Source organism: Crenobacter sp. CS_VA4, from assembly GCF_055597485.1.
In genome coordinates this window covers 21,726-42,284 of sequence record NZ_JBVMAE010000023.1, presented here as the reverse complement: position 1 = coordinate 42,284, position 20,559 = coordinate 21,726, and the positions used below count along the sequence as shown (strand labels likewise).

At 63.8% G+C, this 20,559-nt stretch carries 21 protein-coding genes; 5 read left to right on the top strand and 16 right to left on the bottom strand.

The window, feature by feature from the left end; genetic code table 11:
- Nucleotides 1-151 precede the first annotated feature (151 nt).
- The 11 genes from ACZ2IA_RS17795 to dapC form a co-directional block, all read right to left on the bottom strand.
- On the bottom strand, nucleotides 152-1,006 hold the full coding sequence (locus tag ACZ2IA_RS17795) for a VPA1269 family protein (RefSeq protein WP_470293933.1): 855 nt from the start codon (nucleotides 1,004-1,006) through the stop codon (nucleotides 152-154).
- A 12-nt stretch (nucleotides 1,007-1,018) separates the two neighbouring features.
- A complete protein-coding gene (gene gmtY, locus ACZ2IA_RS17790) occupies nucleotides 1,019-2,419 on the bottom strand; it encodes a gamma-mobile-trio recombinase GmtY (protein ID WP_470293932.1) in 1,401 nt (466 codons plus the stop codon).
- 336 nt (nucleotides 2,420-2,755) lie between these two features.
- The gene (locus ACZ2IA_RS17785; protein ID WP_470293931.1) at nucleotides 2,756-3,631 is read right to left on the bottom strand and encodes an MlaA family lipoprotein; all 876 of its coding nucleotides are present in this window, start codon (nucleotides 3,629-3,631) and stop codon (nucleotides 2,756-2,758) included.
- A complete protein-coding gene (locus tag ACZ2IA_RS17780; protein WP_470293930.1) occupies nucleotides 3,628-3,927 on the bottom strand; it encodes an STAS domain-containing protein in 300 nt (99 codons plus the stop codon). The genes ACZ2IA_RS17785 and ACZ2IA_RS17780 overlap by 4 nt, the downstream gene beginning before the upstream one ends.
- Nucleotides 3,927-4,550 (bottom strand): MlaC/ttg2D family ABC transporter substrate-binding protein, encoded by a 624-nt coding sequence (locus ACZ2IA_RS17775; protein ID WP_470293929.1) that lies wholly within the window; start codon nucleotides 4,548-4,550, stop codon nucleotides 3,927-3,929. Before ACZ2IA_RS17775 ends, ACZ2IA_RS17780 begins: the two co-directional genes overlap by 1 nt.
- Nucleotides 4,551-4,622: 72 nt before the next feature.
- Nucleotides 4,623-5,117 (bottom strand): outer membrane lipid asymmetry maintenance protein MlaD, encoded by a 495-nt coding sequence (gene mlaD, locus ACZ2IA_RS17770; RefSeq protein ID WP_470293928.1) that lies wholly within the window; start codon nucleotides 5,115-5,117, stop codon nucleotides 4,623-4,625.
- Between the two features lie 11 nt (nucleotides 5,118-5,128).
- Complete coding sequence (gene mlaE / locus ACZ2IA_RS17765; protein WP_470293927.1) at nucleotides 5,129-5,914, bottom strand: lipid asymmetry maintenance ABC transporter permease subunit MlaE; 786 nt, start codon at nucleotides 5,912-5,914, stop codon at nucleotides 5,129-5,131.
- The gene (locus ACZ2IA_RS17760; RefSeq protein WP_470293926.1) at nucleotides 5,915-6,724 is read right to left on the bottom strand and encodes an ABC transporter ATP-binding protein; all 810 of its coding nucleotides are present in this window, start codon (nucleotides 6,722-6,724) and stop codon (nucleotides 5,915-5,917) included. It abuts the gene before it with no gap.
- 185 nt (nucleotides 6,725-6,909) lie between these two features.
- Entirely contained in the window at nucleotides 6,910-7,320 is a 411-nt protein-coding gene (locus tag ACZ2IA_RS17755; RefSeq protein WP_470293925.1) for a GNAT family N-acetyltransferase, read from the bottom strand.
- Between the two features lie 90 nt (nucleotides 7,321-7,410).
- Nucleotides 7,411-8,232: a 2,3,4,5-tetrahydropyridine-2,6-dicarboxylate N-succinyltransferase gene (gene dapD, locus ACZ2IA_RS17750; protein ID WP_470293924.1), complete on the bottom strand. Its 822-nt coding sequence runs from the start codon at nucleotides 8,230-8,232 to the stop codon at nucleotides 7,411-7,413.
- Nucleotides 8,233-8,291: 59 nt separating this feature from the next.
- Nucleotides 8,292-9,473 (bottom strand): succinyldiaminopimelate transaminase, encoded by a 1,182-nt coding sequence (gene dapC, locus ACZ2IA_RS17745; protein ID WP_470293923.1) that lies wholly within the window; start codon nucleotides 9,471-9,473, stop codon nucleotides 8,292-8,294.
- A gap of 68 nt (nucleotides 9,474-9,541) precedes the next feature.
- Between dapC and ACZ2IA_RS17740 the strand changes: the two genes are divergently transcribed.
- On the top strand, nucleotides 9,542-10,456 hold the full coding sequence (locus tag ACZ2IA_RS17740) for a DMT family transporter (RefSeq protein WP_470293922.1): 915 nt from the start codon (nucleotides 9,542-9,544) through the stop codon (nucleotides 10,454-10,456).
- A gap of 93 nt (nucleotides 10,457-10,549) precedes the next feature.
- On the opposite strand, the gene ACZ2IA_RS17735 is transcribed toward ACZ2IA_RS17740, so the two are convergent.
- Both ACZ2IA_RS17735 and ACZ2IA_RS17730 read right to left on the bottom strand, forming a co-directional pair.
- A complete protein-coding gene (locus ACZ2IA_RS17735) occupies nucleotides 10,550-11,098 on the bottom strand; it encodes a hypothetical protein (protein ID WP_470293921.1) in 549 nt (182 codons plus the stop codon).
- Between the two features lie 33 nt (nucleotides 11,099-11,131).
- Entirely contained in the window at nucleotides 11,132-11,341 is a 210-nt protein-coding gene (locus ACZ2IA_RS17730; protein WP_470293920.1) for a SlyX family protein, read from the bottom strand.
- 269 nt (nucleotides 11,342-11,610) lie between these two features.
- Between ACZ2IA_RS17730 and ACZ2IA_RS17725 the strand changes: the two genes are divergently transcribed.
- The gene (locus ACZ2IA_RS17725) at nucleotides 11,611-12,516 is read left to right on the top strand and encodes a LysR family transcriptional regulator (RefSeq protein WP_470293919.1); all 906 of its coding nucleotides are present in this window, start codon (nucleotides 11,611-11,613) and stop codon (nucleotides 12,514-12,516) included.
- Nucleotides 12,517-12,614: 98 nt separating this feature from the next.
- Nucleotides 12,615-13,502, top strand: a complete 888-nt coding sequence (locus ACZ2IA_RS17720) for a DMT family transporter (RefSeq protein ID WP_470293918.1) — start codon at nucleotides 12,615-12,617, stop codon at nucleotides 13,500-13,502.
- Nucleotides 13,503-13,687: 185 nt separating this feature from the next.
- On the opposite strand, the gene ACZ2IA_RS17715 is transcribed toward ACZ2IA_RS17720, so the two are convergent.
- From ACZ2IA_RS17715 to ACZ2IA_RS17705, 3 genes are all read right to left on the bottom strand, one after another.
- A complete protein-coding gene (locus ACZ2IA_RS17715) occupies nucleotides 13,688-14,980 on the bottom strand; it encodes an ABC transporter ATP-binding protein (RefSeq protein WP_470293917.1) in 1,293 nt (430 codons plus the stop codon).
- 20 nt (nucleotides 14,981-15,000) lie between these two features.
- Nucleotides 15,001-16,740 carry an ABC transporter permease gene (locus ACZ2IA_RS17710; RefSeq protein WP_470293916.1) on the bottom strand — a complete coding sequence of 580 codons (1,740 nt, stop codon included), beginning with the start codon at nucleotides 16,738-16,740 and terminating at the stop codon, nucleotides 15,001-15,003.
- A gap of 167 nt (nucleotides 16,741-16,907) precedes the next feature.
- Nucleotides 16,908-17,684, bottom strand: a complete 777-nt coding sequence (locus ACZ2IA_RS17705) for a class I SAM-dependent methyltransferase (protein WP_470293915.1) — start codon at nucleotides 17,682-17,684, stop codon at nucleotides 16,908-16,910.
- A gap of 103 nt (nucleotides 17,685-17,787) precedes the next feature.
- On the opposite strand from ACZ2IA_RS17705, the gene ACZ2IA_RS17700 reads away from it, so the two are divergent.
- Both ACZ2IA_RS17700 and ACZ2IA_RS17695 read left to right on the top strand, forming a co-directional pair.
- Entirely contained in the window at nucleotides 17,788-18,585 is a 798-nt protein-coding gene (locus ACZ2IA_RS17700) for a ComEC/Rec2 family competence protein (protein WP_470293914.1), read from the top strand.
- A 31-nt stretch (nucleotides 18,586-18,616) separates the two neighbouring features.
- On the top strand, nucleotides 18,617-20,536 hold the full coding sequence (locus ACZ2IA_RS17695) for a hypothetical protein (RefSeq protein WP_470293913.1): 1,920 nt from the start codon (nucleotides 18,617-18,619) through the stop codon (nucleotides 20,534-20,536).
- The last annotated feature ends 23 nt before the right edge of the window (nucleotides 20,537-20,559 follow it).

The following is a 20,559-nucleotide window of genomic DNA, read 5'->3' as shown; positions in this document are numbered from 1 at the left end:
CTTTCGACACTTCTTATACCTAAATCGAACATGGTTTTTGATGGCGTGATTCCAACATCAAGATAGATAGGGGGTTTGAGCACTTCCCCAAAATATGTAGAGATACATCGCAATACATAGCTTCAGGGCGCCAATGGAGACACTGGCGCCTTTACTTTCTGAGAACAATGAAAGAGATCGTCGCGCTTGATGGTAGGTAGGGTATATCCGCCTCACCTGAGTCGAGCATGCGTACTTGAAAAGTGCGCAGCGGAATAATGAGCTTCATCAGTAATGCCACCCAACGCACCGGGCTCCACATCTCCAGTCGAACTCCATTTGTTGTCGGACGCTCACGCCACACACAGTCTGGGTCGTCTCGGTCAATCTGAGCCTCTGTAACAGGAAACCAATCTGGAGCAGTATGCCCGGATCGTCCAATTTCCGTTCCCAGGACACTCTGAGCCCACCGCCAATCGCTGAAATGCGGACCTGATACCAGTAGCAGGCGCAACTCGTCGACGTAACCATACGGAAGTGGCGAGTGGACACTCTCATCAAGCTTCGGTAGGCTGCTTTTTGAACGGCGGGCAACTGGGTTGTGGTAAGCCGGAGAGACTACAGCATCGCCGAAATCGGAAAAAATGCTGAAATGACGAAGCAATATGAAGTTCAGGAAAATATGGATGTGGTTATTCCACCTTATGCCTCCTCCCGAATCCGGACAGGCTGTACGGTAGAAGTCTGGTAGGGTGGTGCCACGTGCAAGAAATACTGCTGGATCATTGGTAATCGACTGTTTAATAATATATTTTTCAAAAAATAATGCCAGCGCTTGGAGTTTGTCACCAATCCCCTTGGTTTCGCCTTTTAACCACTCCACGGCAAAGACACGCCAAGCTTCAAGCTGCGGATATTCACGAGCGACCCAACCGAGCATAATGTCAGTATTCCGTGTCACTCCCATGATTTTACCTGCCTGCCGCTCAGAGCGTTCAGGTAAAGCTTTCAATGATTTTTTTATCACACTTATTTTTCCTTACTCATTCAATTCAAGAACTCCCTGCGTAAGGAACTCTCGTATAGCTGCGTTACCGGCCACCTGACGCAGGCGCTCTGCGCCGGCTTGAAGCTCGACCAGCGCTTCTTGCATGCTTGCTTGGGTGTAGACCTCCTGGCTCTCCAGGGAGGCGTGGTGCATGAAGCGGCGGATTAGTATCTTGTCGATGCCGGCATATTTCAGTCGCCTTCCGTAGGCGTGGCGGTGACCATGCGGCGTGGTCCCGAACGCCTTGCCCACCGTCAGTCCGATACGCCTGCACGCTGCCGCATGGGCCTTGTTGTATTGCGCCAGGCTGTACTGTGCACCAATCGGTTCTCGCCGCAGATTGATGAAGGCGAACGGATGCGTGCGGTCGATGTAGGCCACTTGTTCGAGGTAGCGGTACCACAGTTGCAGAAAGAGTTCGCCATATTCAGGCTGGAACCAATAAGCCCGCTTGTAGTAGGCGGCGTCATGCATCCCGCCTTTCCAACCAGCCCCCTTGCTATCCATCAATTCCGTGCGAGGCACCAGGCCGTATTGTTCGGCAAGGTAATTGGCCCGGTTACCCTTCTTCGGCCTGCCCAATGCATCGCGCCAATCCTCAGGGGCTGCCCCATAGGTCGGATGATGAATCAGCACCATCGCCTTGTTGTCACTGCCGGGATCGGGGAACACGTCGCAGATATACAGGTGGAAAGGCTCTGATTCCCGGAAGCCTGCTCCATGAAGCAGCAGAGTAATGAGCATATTGCGATAGTCGTAACGACCGTCGACCTTGAAGCCCTTGAACAAAAGCTCCATGAACCGTTCCTCTGGAAAGGCTGGCGGCTCTCCCTTTTCGACCCTCGGCAGGCGTAGCGCCCTCAAGCGATGCCCCTGTGCTGTCGGAGTGGCGTTGGCCGCCCAGGCGTAACCTAGGAATGCTCGGTTTCTCCGATACTGATAGGCGGCCTCATCGGTCATGCGGTCATAGGCTCCGCCAGCATAACGGGGATTGAGTTTCGCTGCGGCTGGGCGCAGTTCGCTGAGCCAGTCGAAGAAGTCGGTGAGATGGGTAACGATGTGTTGAGCGTCTTGTGCGGAACGGATCGGCCAGCACAGACCACTAGGATCAAGCCCAGTTTCGCGATCGAAGGTTCCGGTATAGAGCCGCTGTGCGAAGTTCTGGAACAGGCAATACGTCACAGACTCAGCCGGATTGCTCTGCAGGTATTCAAGGAACATCCGCACCGAGCGGGCGACCTTGCCCATCCAGGTCAGACTGCGGTCGTGAGTGCGTGCCAGAAAATAGTCTAAGAGTGGCTCTAGGATTCCGGAAGGAGTGAGCAGCGCGGGTATCTCGGTGTAGACCCCGGTCGCATCGGTATACACCCGTGCTTTGACGGTGACAAACATGAGCTTGGCTCCTTAACTGTTCAGCCAGAACGCTCTGAAGTTATCTTCCGCCCGCTCTTGCCCATTCATAGTTTTCTTCATCGAATACATACGATGAAGAAAAAGGGTATAGATTCTATTCGTATGTGTTAAAAAAAACCCCCCTGCGTGAGGGGTGTTCGGGGAAATTGCTAATTTTTGAGCCTAACTATGTATCCCTAGTTGGGGGGAATAACTTCGGGAGGCGGCTTTTTTCATTGTCGTAGGGTGATAGGCCGGACGGGGCGGAAGGGGGGGCAAGTGCCCAGCAAAAAGCCGCCCCGGAGGGCGGCTGGTCGGCAGCGGCGAGGACGCGGCTCAGCGAGCCGGCACCGCCTGGGAGGCCGGGGCCGATGCGGCTGGCTTGGCCGGAGCGACACTGCCTACCGGCGCGGAAGCGGCCGCCGGTTTGGCGACTTCGCCGGCCGGCGCCGAAGCACCGTTGCCGCCGGTTGGCGCGACCAGTTCGTCGATGTTCATGTCGTTGACGTCGTCGCCGACCTTCGGCGGCGCCACGCCGATCTGCTTGGCACGCAACTGCATGAAGCCGTCGCGGATGTAGCTGTAGCGGTCGACGGCGGCCACGTTGAGCGTCTCGTCGAGGTCGAGCAGTTTCTCGCGGGCGCTGACGCCGTAGACGCCCCAGAAGATGTACGGGCCGCCCTCGACGTTCTGATAGACCAGGTGTTCCGGGCCGCGCACCGCCAGCATGCCGACCGTGCCGGTGCCGTCGCGCACCGTCGATGGGCCGAAGAACGGCATCACGAAATAGTTGCTGTTCTTCCAGCCCCAGCTGGCGAAGGTGTCGCCGAGCGAGGTCTTGTTGTTCTTCAGGCCGGCCGGATCGGCGATATCGAGCAGGCCGCCGAGGCCGAAGGTGCTGTTCAGCGCCACGCGCATGATGTCGTTCAGCGTGTCTTCGACGTGGCCGCGCAGCAGGTTGTTAGCGGCGCTGTAGACGTCGCGGAAGTTATCGAAGAAGTTGCTGATCCCGGTACGGACCGGCTGCGGGGTGATGAAGCGGTAGCCTTGCGCTGCCGGCTTGAGCACGGCGCGGTCGAGGTGGTCGTTGAACGAGTACATCGCGCGGTTGTACGACTCGTACGGGTCCTGCGGATTGCTCGGGTGGCCGGTGGCACAGCCGGCGAGCAGCAGGGCGGTCGCGGCGGTCAGCGTGCGGATCGGGCTGTTCATGCGCGGGCTCCGGCGGGTGGGGGGAACAGCTCGTCGAGCGCGTACAGTTCGAGCAGGCCGAGCAGGCCGTTCGGCCAACCGGTGACGGTCAGTTGGTGGCCGGCCGCCTCGGCGGCGCGGCGCGCCTGCAGCAGTAGCGCCAGCGCCGCCGAATCGGCATCGGCGACGCGCGACAGGTCGAGCGTCAGCGGGGCTTGGCTGGCCAGCTCGGCCAGCGGTGCGGCCAGCGCGCCGGCGCTATCCATCGTCAGCGCGCCGTCGAGCGCGGCCTGTCCGGCGGCGGTGACCTGCAGCATCAGGCGTTGCCTTTGGCCGTGACCGCGGCGTTCTTGTCCTTCAACAGCTTGATCAGGCCGTCGACGCCGTTCTTGTTGATCTCGTCGTTGAACTGGTTGCGGTATACCGTCACCAGGCTCGCGCCCTCGACGCTGACGTTATAGATCTTCCAACCCTGTGTGGTCTTGTACAGGGTGTAGTCGATGCTCACCGGCTTCTTGTCGCTGCGGTTTGGCAAGGTCACTTCCGACTTCACCGTCGCCTCGCGGCCGTTGTTGGCGAGGATCGGGTTCGGCTTCACGTCGACCTGGGTGCCCTTGTAGCGGGTCATCGTCGTAGTGTAGATGCGTACCAGCAGGGTCTGGAATTCCTGCGCCAGCACCTGTTGCTGCTCCGGGGTGGCGCTGCGCCAGCCGCGGCCGACCGCCAGCGCGGTCATGCGCTGAAAGTCGAACTGTGGTATGGCCAGCGCTTCGACCTGCTGGCGGATCTGGCGGGTGTTCTTGCCGTTGTCCTGCTGGAGCAGGTCGAGCACCTGGCGGGCGCCGTCGCGGATGGTTTCCACCGGCGAATCGCTGGCGGCAAAGGCGCTGCTGCTGACGAGCAGCATCAGCGCACAGAGGGAGGAGAGGAGTCGTTTCATCATCATCGTTCAGTCAGTCCAATAGGGTTTACAGGGCAATCGCGCGGTTTTACTCGTTGAATGATCGGTGGCTCAGGGCTGGGCCGGCGTCTTGCCCGCCGATCCGTTGTCGCCCTTCTCGGCAACGCCGGTCATGAACTTGCCGATCAGCTGTTCCAGCACCAGCGCCGATGAGGTCAGCGTGATCTTGTCGCCCGGCTGCAGCGGGTCCGGGTCGCCGCCTTCGGTCAGGCCGATGTACTGCTCGCCGAGCAGGCCGGCGGTGAGGATCTCGGCGCTGACGTCGCGGCTGAACTGGTACTGCTTGTTGATGGCGAGGACTACCTTGGCCTGGTAGGTCTTGGGGTCGAGCTGGATCGCGCTGACCCGGCCGACCAGCACGCCGGCAGACTTGACCGGCGCTTTCACCTTCAGGCCGCCGATATTGTCGAAGTTGGCCGAAACCGAGTAGGTCTGCTCGCTGCTTTGCGGCGTCAGGTTGGCGACCTTCAGCGACAGGAAGACCACGGCGGCGATGCCGATGGCGACGAAGAGGCCGACCCACAGGTCGATGGTGGAGCGTTTCATTCAGACGGTTCCTAGAACATGAAGGCGGTGAGCACGAAGTCGAGCGCCAGAATCACCAGCGCCGACGTTACCACGGTGCGGGTGGTGGCCGACGAGACGCCGGCCGCGGTCGGGGTGGCGTCGTAGCCCTCGAACACGGCGATCAGCGTCACGGCGACGCCGAACACCAGGCTCTTGATCAGGCCGTTGATCACGTCGGAGTGCAGGTCGACGTTGGCCTGCATCTGTGACCAGAAGGTGCCGGAATCGAGGCCGATCATCACCACGCCGACCAGGTAGCCGCCGAAGATGCCCATCACGTTGAACAGCGCGGCGAGCACCGGCATCGACACGACCCCGGCCCAGAAGCGCGGCGCGACCACCCGGGCGATCGGGTTGACCGCCATCACGCTCATCGCGTCGAGCTGCTCGGTCGCCTTCATCAGGCCGATCTCGGCGGTCATCGCCGAGCCCGAGCGGCTGGCGAACAGCAGCGCCGCCAGCACCGGGCCGAGCTCGCGCAGCAGCGACAGCGCGACCAAGGCACCCAAGGCGTCGGCCGAGCCGAAGCGCGACAACGTGGTGTAGCCCTGCAGGCCGAGCACCATGCCGACGAACAGGCCGGACACGCTGATGATGATCAGCGACAGCACGCCGGCGAAGTACACCTCGCGGATGGTCATCTGCAGGCGCAGCAGGCTCTGGCCGGAGTTCATCACGATCGCCACCAGGAAGCGGCTGGCGAAGCCGAGCCGCCAGATCGCGTCGATCGTCAGCTGGCCGAGTTTGCGAAACGGGGAAGCAAGGGTCTCAAGCATTCATCGGGCTCCCGCGCCGAGGTCGTCGGCCAGGCTGGAGCCGGCCGGGTAGGCAAAGTGCACCGGGCCTTCCGGGTTGCCGTGGACGAACTGGTGCAGCCACGGCGAATCGCTGTTGCGCACCGCCTCGGGGGTGCCTTCGGCGGCGATCTCGCCGTGCGCGACGAAGTAGACGTAGTCGACGAGATCGAGCGACTTGTGCACGTCGTGCGTCACCATCACCGCAGTGGTGTCGAGCGCCTGATTCAGGCGCTTGATCAGGTGCGCGATTACGCCGAGCGAGATCGGGTCGAGGCCGGTGAACGGTTCGTCGTACAGCATCAGCTCCGGGTCGAGCGCGATCGCCCGCGCCAGCGCGACGCGGCGCGCCATGCCGCCGGACAGCTCGGCCGGCATCAGCGTCTGGGTGCCCCTGAGGCCGACCGCCGACAGTTTCAGCGTCACCAGGTCGCGGATCATCGCCTCGGGCAGCTTGGTGTGCTCGCGTAGCGGAAACGCGACGTTGTCGGCCACCGAGAGGTCGGTGAACAGCGCGCCGAACTGGAACAGCATGCCCATCTTGCGGCGGTGCGCGTACAGCTCGCGGGTGGTCATCGTGACGACGTTCTTGCCGTCCACCCACACCTCGCCCGATTTCGGGCGCACCTGGCCGGAAATCAGTCGCAAGAGCGTGGTCTTGCCGCTGCCGCTGCCGCCCATGATGGCGACCAGCGCGCCGCGCGGCACGCTCAGGTTGATGTTGCTCAGGATCAGCCGCTCGCCGTAGCCGAAGCTGACGTTCCTGAGTTCGATGTACGGGTCGTGGGACACTTTGGCCTATCGCAGTGGAAAAAGGTGGCGGGAGCCTGCTATCGGCTGCCCGCTGGCTATAGTTTATCGTTTCCGGGGCAGGCACGCCAAATGACGATGGCTTGGCATTGTAGCGTTATTGTAACGTAGGGTAACAAAGTTGGCGTTTAAGATCGACCGTTCGGTCTAGTTTGGGTGGGCTCCGCTCAGCGTTTCAGCGCCATGCCGATCGACGCCGGCGCGGTCGGCACGAAGCCGTATTGCGCGTAGAGCGCGTGCGCCGGGCCGTCGGCGATCAGGCTGACATAGGCGCTCTCGGGGGCATTGGCGTGCAGCCAGTCGACCAGCGCGGCGACGATGCGCTTGCCGAGGCCCCGGCCCTGGTGTGCCGGGTCGCCCGCGATGTCGACCAGCTGGTAGAAGCAGCCGCCGTCGCCGATCACCCGGCCCATGCCGACCACCCGGCCCTGCCGTTCGATGCGCACGCCGAACAGTGTGGCCGGCAGGCCGCGTACGGCCGCCTCGGCACTCTTGGGCGACAGGCCGGCGGCGACGCGCAAGCGGCGGTAGTCGTCGACGCCGGGCGGGGCGGGGATCAGCGTGTAGTCATCGTGCATGGCAACGCTCCGGTCTAGGCTTCGGCCAACCTTGCCATAAAAAACGCCCGCGCGGTGGCGGGCGTGCTGGGTCGAACGAGGCGGACGGGGTCAGATGCCGCGCAGCAGCTCGTTGATGCTGGTCTTGGCGCGGGTCTTGGCGTCGACTTTCTTGACGATCACCGCGCAGTACAGGCTGTACTTGCCGTCGGCCGACGGCAGGTTGCCCGATACCACTACCGAACCGGCCGGGATGCGGCCGTAGCTGACTTCGCCGGTTTCGCGGTCGTAGATCTTGGTCGACTGGCCGATGTAGACGCCCATCGAGATCACCGAGCCTTCTTCGACGATCACGCCTTCGACGACTTCCGAACGGGCGCCGATGAAGCAGTTGTCTTCGATGATGGTCGGGTTGGCCTGTAGCGGCTCGAGCACGCCGCCGATGCCGACGCCGCCGGACAGGTGCACATTCTTGCCGATCTGCGCGCAGCTGCCGACGGTCGCCCAGGTGTCGACCATGGTGCCTTCATCGACATACGCGCCGATGTTGACGTACGACGGCATCAGCACGGTGTTCTTGGCAACGAACGAACCCTTGCGCGCCACCGCGCCCGGCACCACGCGGAAGCCGGCGGCCTGGAACTGTTCCTGGCTCCAGTCGGCGAACTTGGTGTCGACCTTGTCGAAGTAGCGCGACACGCCGTCGTTGGCGACCGCGTTGTCGCGGATGCGGAACGACAGCAGCACGGCCTTCTTCAGCCACTGGTGGGTGACCCATTCGCCGGCGATCTTCTCGGCGACGCGCAGGCGGCCGGCGTCGAGTTCGGCGATCACGCTGTCGACGGCGGTCTTGATCTCGGCCGAAACGGTGGCCGGGGTGATGTCGGCGCGTTGTTCGAACGCGGTCTCGATCAGGCTCTGGTACTGATGCATGGTGGTGTCCTTGTATGAGATTAGATTGATCGGGTCTTGATGGATTGTCGGACGCTATTCTACCGCAGTGCGGCGAGCCGTTTGGCCGCTTCGACGCAGTCGGCGAGCGGCGCGACCAGCGCCAGGCGCACATAGCCCGCGCCCGGGTTGACGCCGTGCGCGTCGCGGGCGAGGAAGCTGCCGGGCAACACCGTCACATTCGCCTCGGCGAAGGCGCGGCGCGCGAACGCCTGGTCGTCGCCGCCGGGCACGCGGGCCCACAGGTAGAACGACGCGTCCGGCGCGGCGAAGTCGAGCACCGGCGCCAGGATCGGCATCACCGCGGCGAACTTCTCGGCGTACTGGCGGCGGTTGTCCTCGACGTGCGCCTCGTCGCGCCAGGCGGCGGCGCTGGCTGCCTGCACCACCGGGTTCATCGCGCAGCCGTGGTAGGTGCGGTATAGCAGAAACTGTTTCAACAGCGCGGCGTCGCCGGCGACGAAGCCGGAACGCAGGCCGGGCACGTTGGAGCGCTTCGACAGGCTGGTGAACATCACCAGGCGCTCGAAGCCGCGGCCGAGCTTGGCCGCCGCCTCGAGCCCCCCCAGCGGCGCCTGGCCGAAGTGGATCTCCGAATAGCACTCGTCCGAGGCGATGGTGAAGCCGTACTGGTCCGACAGCGCGAACAGCGCGCGCCAGTCGGCTAGCGACATCACCGCGCCGGTCGGGTTGCCCGGGCTGCAGACGAACACCAGCTGGGTGCGCCGCCAGACGCTGTCCGGCACCGCCGCCCAGTCGGGCTGGAAGCGGTTCTCGGCCAGGCAGTTGACGTAGTACGGCTCGGCGCCGGCGAGCAAGGCCGCGCCCTCGTAGATCTGATAGAACGGGTTCGGCGAGATCACCAGCGGCGCTTCGCCGCCACGGCTCGGGTCGATCAGCGCCTGGGTGAACGCGAACAGCGCCTCGCGCGAGCCGTTCACCGGCAGGATTTCCGTGTCCGGGTCGGCCGATACGCCGTAGCGGCGCTCGAGCCAGTGCGCACAGGCGGCGCGCAGTTCGGCGCTGCCGAGCGTGCTAGGATACGCGGCCAAGCCGGCCAGCGAGCCGGTCAGCGCCTCGGTCACCACCGTCGGGGTGGCGTGTTTCGGTTCGCCGATCTGCAGCGCGATCGGTTTCAAGTCCGCCGGCGGCGTGACGCCGGCCAACAGGGCGCGCAGCCGCTCGAACGGGTAGGGCTGCAGTTGGGTCAGATGCGGGTTCACAGCACGGGGCTCCGAGTGAGTCGCGGGGGCGGGTCGCGGTCGCAAAACTTCAATAGTAAGAAACTGAGATGTCTCCTGTAAAACATAAACTCTTTGCGATGCTGTGCGTGCTGACCAGCGCGATGGTGTGGGGCTTCATCTGGTACCCGTTCCGCGCGATGCACGAGATGGGCGTCAGCAACTTCGCCACCTCGATGCTGGTGTACCTGTTCGCCGCCGCGGCCGGGCTGACGCTGTTCTTCAAGGTATTCCGCCGCGAGTTCCGTTTCATGCCGGTGCTGATCCCGCTGACGCTGGCGTTCGGCTGGTGCAACTTCAGCTATACCTGGTCGGTCACCGAGGGCGAGGTGATGCGGGTGCTGCTGCTGTTCTACCTGTCGCCGTTGTGGACGGTGTTCTTCTCCTGGGTGATGTTGAAGGAGCGGCTGACCCGCACCGGCTGGGGCGTGGTGGCGCTGTCCTTGCTCGGCTGCGTGGTGATCCTCTACAAGCCGGGAGCGATCGGCCACGACGCGCCGCTGTCGCACGGCTACGAGTGGCTGGCGCTGTCCGGGGGGCTGACGTTCGCGTTCGGCAACGTGCTGTCGCGCAAGGCCCGCGCGTTGCCGGTGGCGGCGAAGAGCGCGTGCATCTGGTTCGGCGTCGCCGGCATGGGCTTCGTCGCGCTGGTCAGCCGCGGCCAGCTCGGCGAAGTCGCCACGATGCCGGCGATAGCCTGGGTGCTGATCGTGGCGATGGCCGCATCGCTGCTCGCCACCAGCGTGATCTCGCAGTACGGCCTGACGATCCTGCCGGTGACGCAGGCGATGACCTTGATGCTGATGGAGCTGGTGTTCGCCGCGGTGTCGGCGTACCTGCTGGCCGGCGAGGTGATGAAGGCCAACGAATGGCTCGGCGGTGCGCTGATCGTCGGCGCCAGCCTGATGTCGGGCAAGATGACGCGCAAGCCGGCCGCCGCGACGCCGCAGCCGCAGGCGGCCTGATCGGGCGCTTGGCGCGGCCGGCTAGGCTAACGCGCCGCGGCAGGAATAAACGAAGGGCCTCCTCGGAGGCCCTTCGTCATGTGGCAGGGGGGGTTATTCGTCCCACGGCCACCATTCAGGCAGCGGTTGCAGCCGGTCTTCCGGGTAGCCGGCGGTCAGGCAGTCGGCCAGCCGGTCGGGGCGGGCGACGCCGTGTTCGGCCAACCAGGCATCCAGCGCCGCGGCGCGCTCGTCGCGCCCGATCAGCCGATACAGCAGCGCCCAGTCCTCGGCGCTGCACCACGGCAGCTCATCGGCCAACTCGATCGCGTCGGCGTCGAACGGCCAGAGGAACACGCCGCGTTCCAGGCGAATCGCCAGTTCGGCGATCAGGTCGACGGTCAGGCCGCTGTCGGTCTCGAAGCGGGCGAAATAGCGGGTGGCGTAGTCCGGGGGCGGTTCGGGCGTGACGTCGCGGCCGTGTTCGGCCAAGGCCTGGCGCACGGCGGCAAAGTCGGCCGCGGTGGTGACGAGATCGAGGTCGCGCGGCGCGGCCTCGAGGCCCAGGCGGTGCAGCAGCGTGCTGCCGCCGATCGCCCAGGTCTTGTCCGCCAACAGCGGCGCGAGTTCATGGGCGAAGGCGAGCGGGGCGGTCAGGGTCATGGGTGGCTTCCGTAGACACGAGCAGGGCGCCGATCAGTAATGCGGCGGGATTTCATCGCGCAGCGAGCCGCCGCTGCTCGGGTCGTCCGGCTGGCTGTTGCGGAACTGCTGGTAGAGCACGCGCAGCTGCTGCTGCAGCAGGTCGATCTGCTGCTGCTGGCGGGCGACGGTCAGGTTCAGCGCGTCGAGCAGGTCGTCCTGCAGCGCGACTTTGGTTTCGAGTTCGACCAGGCGGGATTCCATCTTGCCTCCTTGGGCGAGCGGCCACGACGGCGGCCGAGAGTACGGGATTCCGTTAATTTTACGCGAGTGGCGCGCTGACAGCATCATCGCGGCGATCCACCGGCCACCGTCAACGGCCGCTTGCAATGCAGGAAGGCCGGGATCATCGTGTCGCGGATGTGGTCGGGTTGGCCGTGCCGGGGCTGGGAAAGGCGGGCATGGGCAGTCGCTTTGGCCGGGCCGATTCGTGGGGTCTGTCATAATGACGCCTTGCTAACCGGAGCCTGCCCATGACCCAGCGCCGCCCGCTCGACAGCCTCGCCACCCTGCGCCTGTTCCGGCTGATCGCCGAGCAGGGCAGCTTCAGCCGCGCCGCCGAGCGGCTGGAGCTCAGCTCCGGCGCGGCCAGCAAGCAGATCAGCGCGCTGGAAGGCGCGCTCGGCGTGCGGCTCTTGCAGCGCTCCACCCGCCGACTCAGCCTGACCGAGGCCGGCCGGCTCTACTACCGCCACTGCGTCAAGGCGCTCGACGAGCTGGAGTTGGCCGAACAGGCGCTGCAGGCGCTCGGCGACACGCCGCGCGGCCGGCTGCGCGTGGCGGTGCCGATCGCGTTCGGCCAGCTGTTCCTGCAGCAGCACCTGCCGGCGTTCCTGCGCGCCTACCCGGAGGTGGCGCTCGACCTAGTGCTCAGCGACCACCATGTCGACCTGGTCGAGGACGGCTTCGACCTGGCGCTCAGGATCAGCAGCGGCCTGCCCGATTCGCGTCTGGTGGCGCGCACCATCGGGCCGCTCGGCCGGGCGCTGGTGGCGAGCCCCAGCTATCTCGCCGGCGCCGGGCCGCTCGAGCACCCGAGCGACCTCGGCCAGCACCACGCGCTGATCCACACCTTGAGCGGCAGCTACGCCGAGTGGTCGTTCCGGCGCGGCGCCGAGTCGATCAGCGTGCCGGTGCGCGGCCGGCTGTCGGTGAACAGCAGCATGCTGCTGCGCTCCAGCCTGCTCGACGGCATCGGCCTGACCTTGACGCCGACGCTGGTGGTGCAGGACCTGCTCGCCGACGGCCGCCTGCTCGAGGTGCTGCCCGACTGGGCGCCGAAGGGCCTGAAGCTGTTCGCTCTGCTGCCGTCCAACCGCGCGGTGGCGCCGAAGGCCGCCGTCTTCATCGACTTCCTGGCCGGCCTGACCCTGCCGTGATTGTTGCCGTGGCGGAAGGGGCGTTCTTCCGCCGCCCGGCTTATTCCGGATGCTGCGGCATCCGATACTGGTCGCGTCATCTGAATAGGAGTCGCGCCATGTCATCCCTCGTCCTGTCCCGCACCCCCTGGCTGGCCCGTGCCGGCCAGAGCCCGCTGGCGCTGTTGCTCGGCACCGGCAGCCTGCTAGGCATCGGCCTGCCGGTCGCCAAGCTCGGCACCTCCGCCGGCATCGCGCCGCTCGGTTACGCGTTCTGGTCCTCGCTGGTCGCGGGCTCGCTGCTCTTCACGCTCGGCCGGCTGCCGCCGGGCCGGGGCATCGAGCTGACGCGCTACAGCGTGCTGATGGGCGGCATCAGCCTGCTGCCCAACTGCCTGACCTATCTGGCGATCCCACACTTGGGCACCGGCTACGCGTCGCTGCTCTACACCCTGCCGACGCTGTTCACCTGGCTGATGGCGCTGGCGATCGGCTGGGAGAAACTGAGCGCGCGCCGGGCGCTGGCGGTCGCGTTCGGCATGGCCGGGGCGGCGCTGGTGTTGGCACCACGGCTGCGGCTGGCCGCGCCGGCCGAGTTCGGCTGGCTGCTGGTGGCGCTGGGTTCGCCGCTGCTGCTGGCGCTGTGCAATCTGCTCAGAAAGCGCTACCTGCCGCAGGGCATCGACAACGCGATGCTGGCGGGCAGCCAGCTGCTGGCCGGCGCGCTGACGCTGCTGCCGTGGCTGCTGGTGAACGGGGGACTCGCGGTGCCGCAGGCCGGGATGGGCTGGCTGGCCGTGCAGGTGGGGCTGTCGGTGCTGGCCAGCCTGCTGTACTTCCAGCTGCAGAAACTGTCCAGCCCGGTGTTTCTCAGCCAGCTCGGCTACGTGATCATGCTCAGCGGCCTGGCCGGCGGGGCGCTGCTGTTCGGCGACTGGCCGGCACCGGCGATGCTGCTCGGCGTGCCGCTGCTGTACGTCGGCGCGCGGCTGCTGGCGCGCGGCTAGCGACGCCCCAAAACCCTCCCGGCGTTGTTGCCCGGCCTTGCCGTACTACTTGTACTGTCTGCGGCCGGGCGCCTAGCCGGGATCGCTACGCTGGATTTTTGGGCGTCTCTTGGGGGACTGTGCTTGCAGAGGTGAAACGCCGCCGGCCCGGGCGGGTGCGGCGGCGTTGGCTGGTGTGGTGCAGCTCAGGAGCCGATGTCTTCCAGGCTGAACATCTCGCTCTGGTCATTGTACGAGAAGATCTCGGCGTAGCGGCCCCAGCTGATCACCGTGTCGAGGGTTTCTTCCTCGTCGATTTCGCTCAGGTACTTTTCCAAGCGGTCCTCGAACACGTCGCGCGGCACGCTCTGGCCCTCGTTCTGCAGCAGCGTGTCGTGGATCAGCCGCGCTAGCGGCACCTGCCTGAGCAGGTGCTCGGCGAACAGCTGCTTGCGCTCCTGGGTGTCGTACTCGGCAAAGGCGCGGCCGGCCGGGGTCAGGGTGATGTCGCCCTCGCTCATGTCGGCAAACTGCAGGTGGTGGAGGATCTCCGCCACCGGGAACAGGTCGTCGACCTCCAGGTGCAGGGTGCGGGCGATTTCCGGCAGGTCGGCCTTGCCCTTGTACGGTTCGGCCAACAGCGTTTCGGCCAGACCCGCCATCAGGTTGGTCGACACCGGCGGGAGGTGGCTGCCTTCCTCCAGCGACGGCTTGGTCACCGCGGTCGGCACCGGGCGGGTGGTCATCCGCGCGTAGATGTCGTCGACCAACTGGCGGAACGCCGGGTCGAGGCGGTTGCGCGGGTGGGCGAACGGCACCTTGATCTCGGCGATCACCCGGCCCGGGTTGGACGACAGCACCAGGATGCGGTCGCACATGAACACCGCCTCCTCGATATTGTGGGTGACGATCAACACCGACTCGATCGGCAGCTTGCCGTCGTTCCACAGGTCCAGCAGGTCGGTGCGCAGCGTCTCGGCGGTCAACACGTCGAGCGCCGAGAACGGCTCGTCCATCAACAGCAGCGTCGGGTCGACCACCAGCGCGCGGGCGAAGCCGACCCGCTGGCGCATCCCGCCGGACAGCTCGCGCGGGTAGGCGTTTTCGAAGCCGTCCAGACCGATCAGGTCGATCGCGGCGAGCGCACGGCGACGGCGCTCTTCGGCGTTGACGCCGAGTGCCTCCAGGCCGGCCTCGACGTTTTCCAGCACGGTCAGCCACGGGAACAGCGCGAAGGTCTGGAACACCATCGCGACGCCCTTGGCCGGGCCGTCGACCGGCGCGCTGCAGTAGTCGACCTTGCCACCGGTCGGGCGGATCAGCCCGGCGATGATGCGCAAGAGCGTCGATTTGCCCGAGCCGGAGCGGCCCAACAGGCCGACGATCTCGCCCTGGTGCAGGGCCAGGTTGACGCCGTCGAGCACCAAGAGTTCTTCCTGCGCCTTGTTGAAGCCGCAGCGTACGTCCCGGACAGACAGGATTTCGCGATGGTTGATCATGATGGCCAGATTCCTTTATCTCAGTGCAGGCGCAGGCGGTTTTCGGCGTAGGCGTACATCGGGCGCCATAACAGCCGGTTGAACAGCACCACGAACAGCGACATCACGGTGATACCGAGGATGATGTGCGGAAAGTCGGCGGCGGCGGTGGTCTGGGCGATATAGGCGCCCAGACCGTGCGCGCTGACGTGGGTCTTACCCCAGGATACCGCCTCGGAGACGATGCTGGCGTTCCAGGCGCCGCCCGACGCGGTGATCGCGCCGGTGATGTAGTAGGGGAAGATGCCCGGCAGCATCACCTTCTTCCACCACTGCCAGCCGCGGATGTGGAAGTTGGCCGCCACCTCGCGAAAGTCGTTCGGGAAGGCGGTGGTGCCGGCGATCACGTTGAACAGGATGTACCACTGCGTGCCGAGCACGATCAGCGGACTCAGCCACAGGTCCGGGTTGGCGTCGAAGCGGACGATGCCGAGCACGAAGATCGGGAACAGCAGGTTGGCCGGGAAGGCGGCGAGAAACTGCGCCAGCGGCTGGATCTTTTCGGCCAACTTCGGGCGCAGCCCGATCAGCACCCCGAGCGGTACCCAGATCACCGAGGCGAGCAGCACCGTCAGCAGCACGCGCAACATGGTGATCAGCCCCAGGCCGAGTACGTGGCCGACTTCGGCGAGCGTCACCGTGGTGCTGGCAAAGCTGCCCACCCGCCACAGCAGGTAGCCGGTGCCGGCCACGACCAGTGCGTTCCATAGCCAGTCGACCCGGCCGGTGTTGACCTTGGGTGCGAACGGCAGCGCCAGCGTGCGCTGCTGCAGACGCAGCGGGTGGCGGGTCACCGCCAGCACGAGTGCGCTCAGTGGTGCCAGCAGCTGCTGCAGCAGCCGGGTGCGGCGGATCAGGTCCAAGAGCCAGGATTGCGGCTCCGACTGCGAGGCAGTGTCCTCGAGCCGGAACTTGTCGGCCCAGGCGACCAAGGGGCGGAACAGCAACTGGTCGTAGGCGAGGATCACCAGCGTCATGCCGACGATCAGCCAGGCGATCGCGGCGAGGTTCTGTTCGGCGATCGCCTGCGCGAGGTAGGCGCCCATGCCGGGCAGCGTGATGGTGTTGTTGCCGACGGTGATCGCCTCGGTCGCGACCACGAAGAACCAGCCACCGGACATGCTCATCATCATGTTCCAGATCAGCCCGGGCAGCGCGAACGGCACCTCGAGCTTCCAGAATTTCTGCCAGGGGGTCAGGTGGAAGCTGCGCGACACCTCGTTCAGGTCGTGCGGGGTGGTCTTCAGCGACTGGTAGAAGCTGAACGCCATGTTCCACGCCTGGCTGGTGAAGATCGCGAAGATCGCCGCGCATTCGGCGCCGAGCACCTGGCCGGGGAACAGCGCCAGGAAAAACGTCACCGTGAACGAGATGTAACCGAGCACCGGCACCGATTGCAGGATGTCGAGCATCGGCACCAGCACCTTCTCGGCGCGGCGGCTCTTGGCGGCCAGGGTGGCGTAGACCAGCGTGAACGCGAGCGAGGCGATCATCGCCGCCAGCATGCGCAGCGTGGTGCGCATCGCGTACTCGGGCAGCCGCGCCGGGTCGAGCGAGATCGGCTCGGCCTTCAGCGCGGACAGCGGCGCCATGGTCTGGTGGTACTCGGTGCTGCCGATCGCGATCAGGCACAGGATCAGCGGGAAGGCGATCGCGTCCCAGCGGTTGGGGGTCAGGCGTCGTGCCGAGTCGTGAATGAACGGGGGCAGGGCGATTTTCATCTTGTTGTCCGACGCGGGTGCCCGGCTTGTGCCCGGGGCGGGTTGTCAGTGGGCGGCATGCTTGTGCCACGATAACGCGTTGGCTTGACGGCAGGATGACGCCTCGCCGTCGGCCCGGATGATAACGGCGTGCGGGTAAAAATGCCGTCAAGAAATGTAACGGTTTATTACCCCTGATTGCCGCGCAGCGCCTTGACGCTGTAGATGTCGAAACGGGTGCTCTTGCCGATCTGCTCGCCGCTCGGTTTTACGCCTTCGATCGGCGCGCCGAGGCGCGGCCGTTTCACCACCACGCGGGTCTTGGCCGTGGTGATCGCCGCCACGAGCAGCGCGCTGCTGTCGAGGTCGTCGCCGATCACCGACTGGAACGCGGTCATGTCCTTCTTCGCCGCGGCGCTCTTGCCGGTGTCCGGGAACATCGGGTCGACGAACACCACGTCCGGGCGCTCGGCTTCGGTCAGGTTCGATAACCAATTGATCGCGTCGGCATGCACCAGGGTCATCCGCGCGGCGATGGCCATCGTGTCCGGGTGGCCGCTGGCGCGGTCGAGCGCGTCGGCGACCAGCGCCGCCGCCACCGGCGAGCGTTCGACCAGGGTCACGCTGCAGCCGAGCGTGGCCAGCACGAAGGCGTCGCGCCCGAGGCCGGCGGTGGCGTCGACCACCCGCGGCAGCGCCTCGCTGCCCTTCAGGCCGATCGCCTTCGCCACCGGCTGGCCGCGTCCGCCGCCCTGCTCGCGACGATGGCGGGCGGCGCCGGCGACGAACTCGGCGAATACCGCGCCGTGCTGGCCGGTGGTGACCAGCTCCAGCCGCTCCGGACCCAGTTCCAGCCAGTAGCCCTCGGTCGGGCGACGGGTTACCAGCGGCAGCGCGAAGCGTTCGGCCAACTGTTGGGCGGTGTGGCGGCGCGCCGGTTCGGCGCAGTAGATAGCTGTGGTCATCAGGCGGTTCCGGTTGCGTTGCCGCGACGATACGGCAGGACGGCCGACGCGACAACCGCCGGCGCGCTCGACGCCTTGCCTGCATTTGGCATAAAACGGAGCGATGCGTATTCCCTTTGCCCTGCCGGCGCTGGTCGCCGGACTCGCGCTGCCGTTTTTCCTCGCCGAGCTGCCCGACTGGCGACCCGTGCTCGCCGGCGCCGCCGGCCTGTGGCTGGCCGGCCGGCTGCTGCCGGGTTGGCGGCGGGTGTTCGGCGTCGCGTTGCTGTTGCTGATCGGCGTGGCCTGGAGCAGCTGGCGCGCCGAACACAGCTTGGCCGAACAATTGTCGCCCGCCTGGGAGGGCAAGCCGATGAGCCTGGTCGCGGTGGTGCGCGACCTGCCCGACCCGGGCGAATTCGGCACCCGGCTGCGCGTCGAGGTCGAGCGGGTGCTGACCCCGGGCGCGACGCTGCCGAGCCAACTGTTGCTGACCGACTACCGCAACGAAGACTGGCCGCCCGGCAGTCGCTGGCGCTTGACCCTGGCGCCGAAGCGGCCGACCGGCCCGGCCAACCGCTACGGTTTCGACGCCGAGGCGTGGTATTGGTCGGAGGGCATCGGCGCGACCGGCTCGGTGCGCAAGGGGCGGCTGGCCGACGGCGAAGTCAACGACGCCCGCGCCACACTCGACCGCTTGCGCGCCGCCTTGCTCGCCCGCATCGATGCGGCGGTCGCCGAGCCGCGCGCGGCGGCGCTGCTCGGCGCGCTGACCGTCGGCGCGCAGGGGCGGATCGCCGCCACCGACTGGCAGGCGTTCCGGCTGCTCGGCCTGACGCACCTGGTGAGCATCTCCGGTTTGCACGTGACGCTGTTCGCCTGTGATGAACATTGCTATTCGCATATGGGTATAGAAAAATGAGGATGAGACATATGTATGTGGGGATGTGGACTTGGAAAACATCAAGCACGATCACCTGGACTTCAGCGGATACTGGCGTGTTCGTTGGTTTGGTAGTCTCGTAAGCGACTCCCCTCATCCAAAAACCAATTACATTCATACCCTCCTCGATAAAATCCCAGGTCCTGGACTTGAAGGTACTTGGGATTACAGGCCAGTCTTAAATAAGCCTGCTTCTGTCATTCTCCCTATCGCAGAAACTCCGCATATCTATATCAATGCTGTCTTGAAGGATGGGCGTGTACAGCGCAATGGCAATGACCTATTAGGTAACGAGATACACACGATCATCAGAGTGAATTTCGATGAGAGGTTCATGAGCGTTATTCACCGCTTTCAACATGATGAGAGCGATCGGCCATATGTTCCTTATGAAGGAAGCCGGCTAGTTGAAAGTATTGAAGAACTGCGCGCTCATGAAAATAAAGGGCCAGGTGACTTGTTGTTGCCTGGGGTCTATCCAGGTATGGCTGGGTTTCTAGTATTGTTTGAAGATCAAAAAGCAGGGTTTAAGTATGTCGTGCCTTGCTATGAAATATTTAGATTTTTCTATGCGGTATCTAGCCGTTTGGCAGAGGCGACAGTGCGCGGAGATTTTTTGGACTATCATCACTTAATGTGGTGCAAAAATAGAACCGTTTTTAAGGGTAAACAGGCTTTTGTTTATCTTAGAAAGGCGATGTTGGATGCGGACGTGCGTCACTTGGCTAGGTTTGCTTCTGAGCCCTATGCATTATTGCAAGCCTCTAGAATTAGAAATGAAATAACTCGATGGAGTATTCAAGGGGTGGGTCGTTTGTTGCGAGCGTTGCCTCCTATTCGAGGAGAGTCAAACCTTTCTGTTGTATATACCGAAACATCATCCGCTGTGCGAGTTATTACCCGTATTCTATCTTGCGATTGGTCGCCCGCTTTTGATGAAATAACCTACACTCGAGAAAACAGTGGAGAGAAGGGAGAAAACACCCCTTCTCCTGATGCGCCGGAGGTGACTTGGCCTCCTAGGCCTCGCATATGCGAGGGAGCTATTGGAGGGAGTGATTCTGTCTCCCTTAGTAAGCAACCGATGTCAAAGTGGTTGCCTCCTAAAGTCATGGGAGAAAAGGCTTTGGATGGTCGATTTCCAGGTCTGTCAGAAGTAAAATTAATAAAAGCCAAGAAAATTGATCAAAAAATGGTATCGGGAAGGCCAATATGTGTGGCTGTCGATGCTAGTGGTAGCACACTTTCCACTGTTGATGGGGTTAGTTCTGGGGTTTTAATTCAGGAAGCGGTTATAGCTAGCCTCGAAGAGATGGCGGCTATTAATGATGTAAGTGATGTCGATCCTGACGAAGTGGATCCCCATTTATTTGATGAGAGTTTTAAGGAAAAGGGAGTAGATAAGGTAATCGAGCCGACTCTTATCCGAATGATACGAATGTTTCATGCGGCAGATGGAAAGGATGTTTCTTCAAGGTTTATTAATGTTTTTAATCAGGTGGTAAAGGTAGAAGAGGAGCAGATTGGCGTTTTTCCCGTTGTTGTCGATGGAAGGGAAAGACCGTGGTGTTGGATTGACAGAAAGACTAAGAAGCGACGATTGGTAGTTGTAGTCGAACTCAATTTAGAGGGTAGGGTTCGGTATATTCTTGATCCACAACAGCGTAAAAGTGGTGAATCGTCTGCTCTTATATTGTGGGCCGATGATGAAACTGAGATGAGCCCAGAATTGATTAAAAATGCGCTGCTTCACTGCGCAGTAATAGGAAAACTTAACCTGTTCGCATTCTGTGAAGCACACGGACTACATTGGAGGCGCCGACCACACCGTGGTGTTGAAGGCTCAAGTGGAGCAGCAAAACGTTTCATGGAAGGGGCTTTTCGTGCACGACCATCTGCAGTGGCTGGTCAAACAACAAGGGACAGCTGAGTTCGCTGATTTGTCTTGTAAGC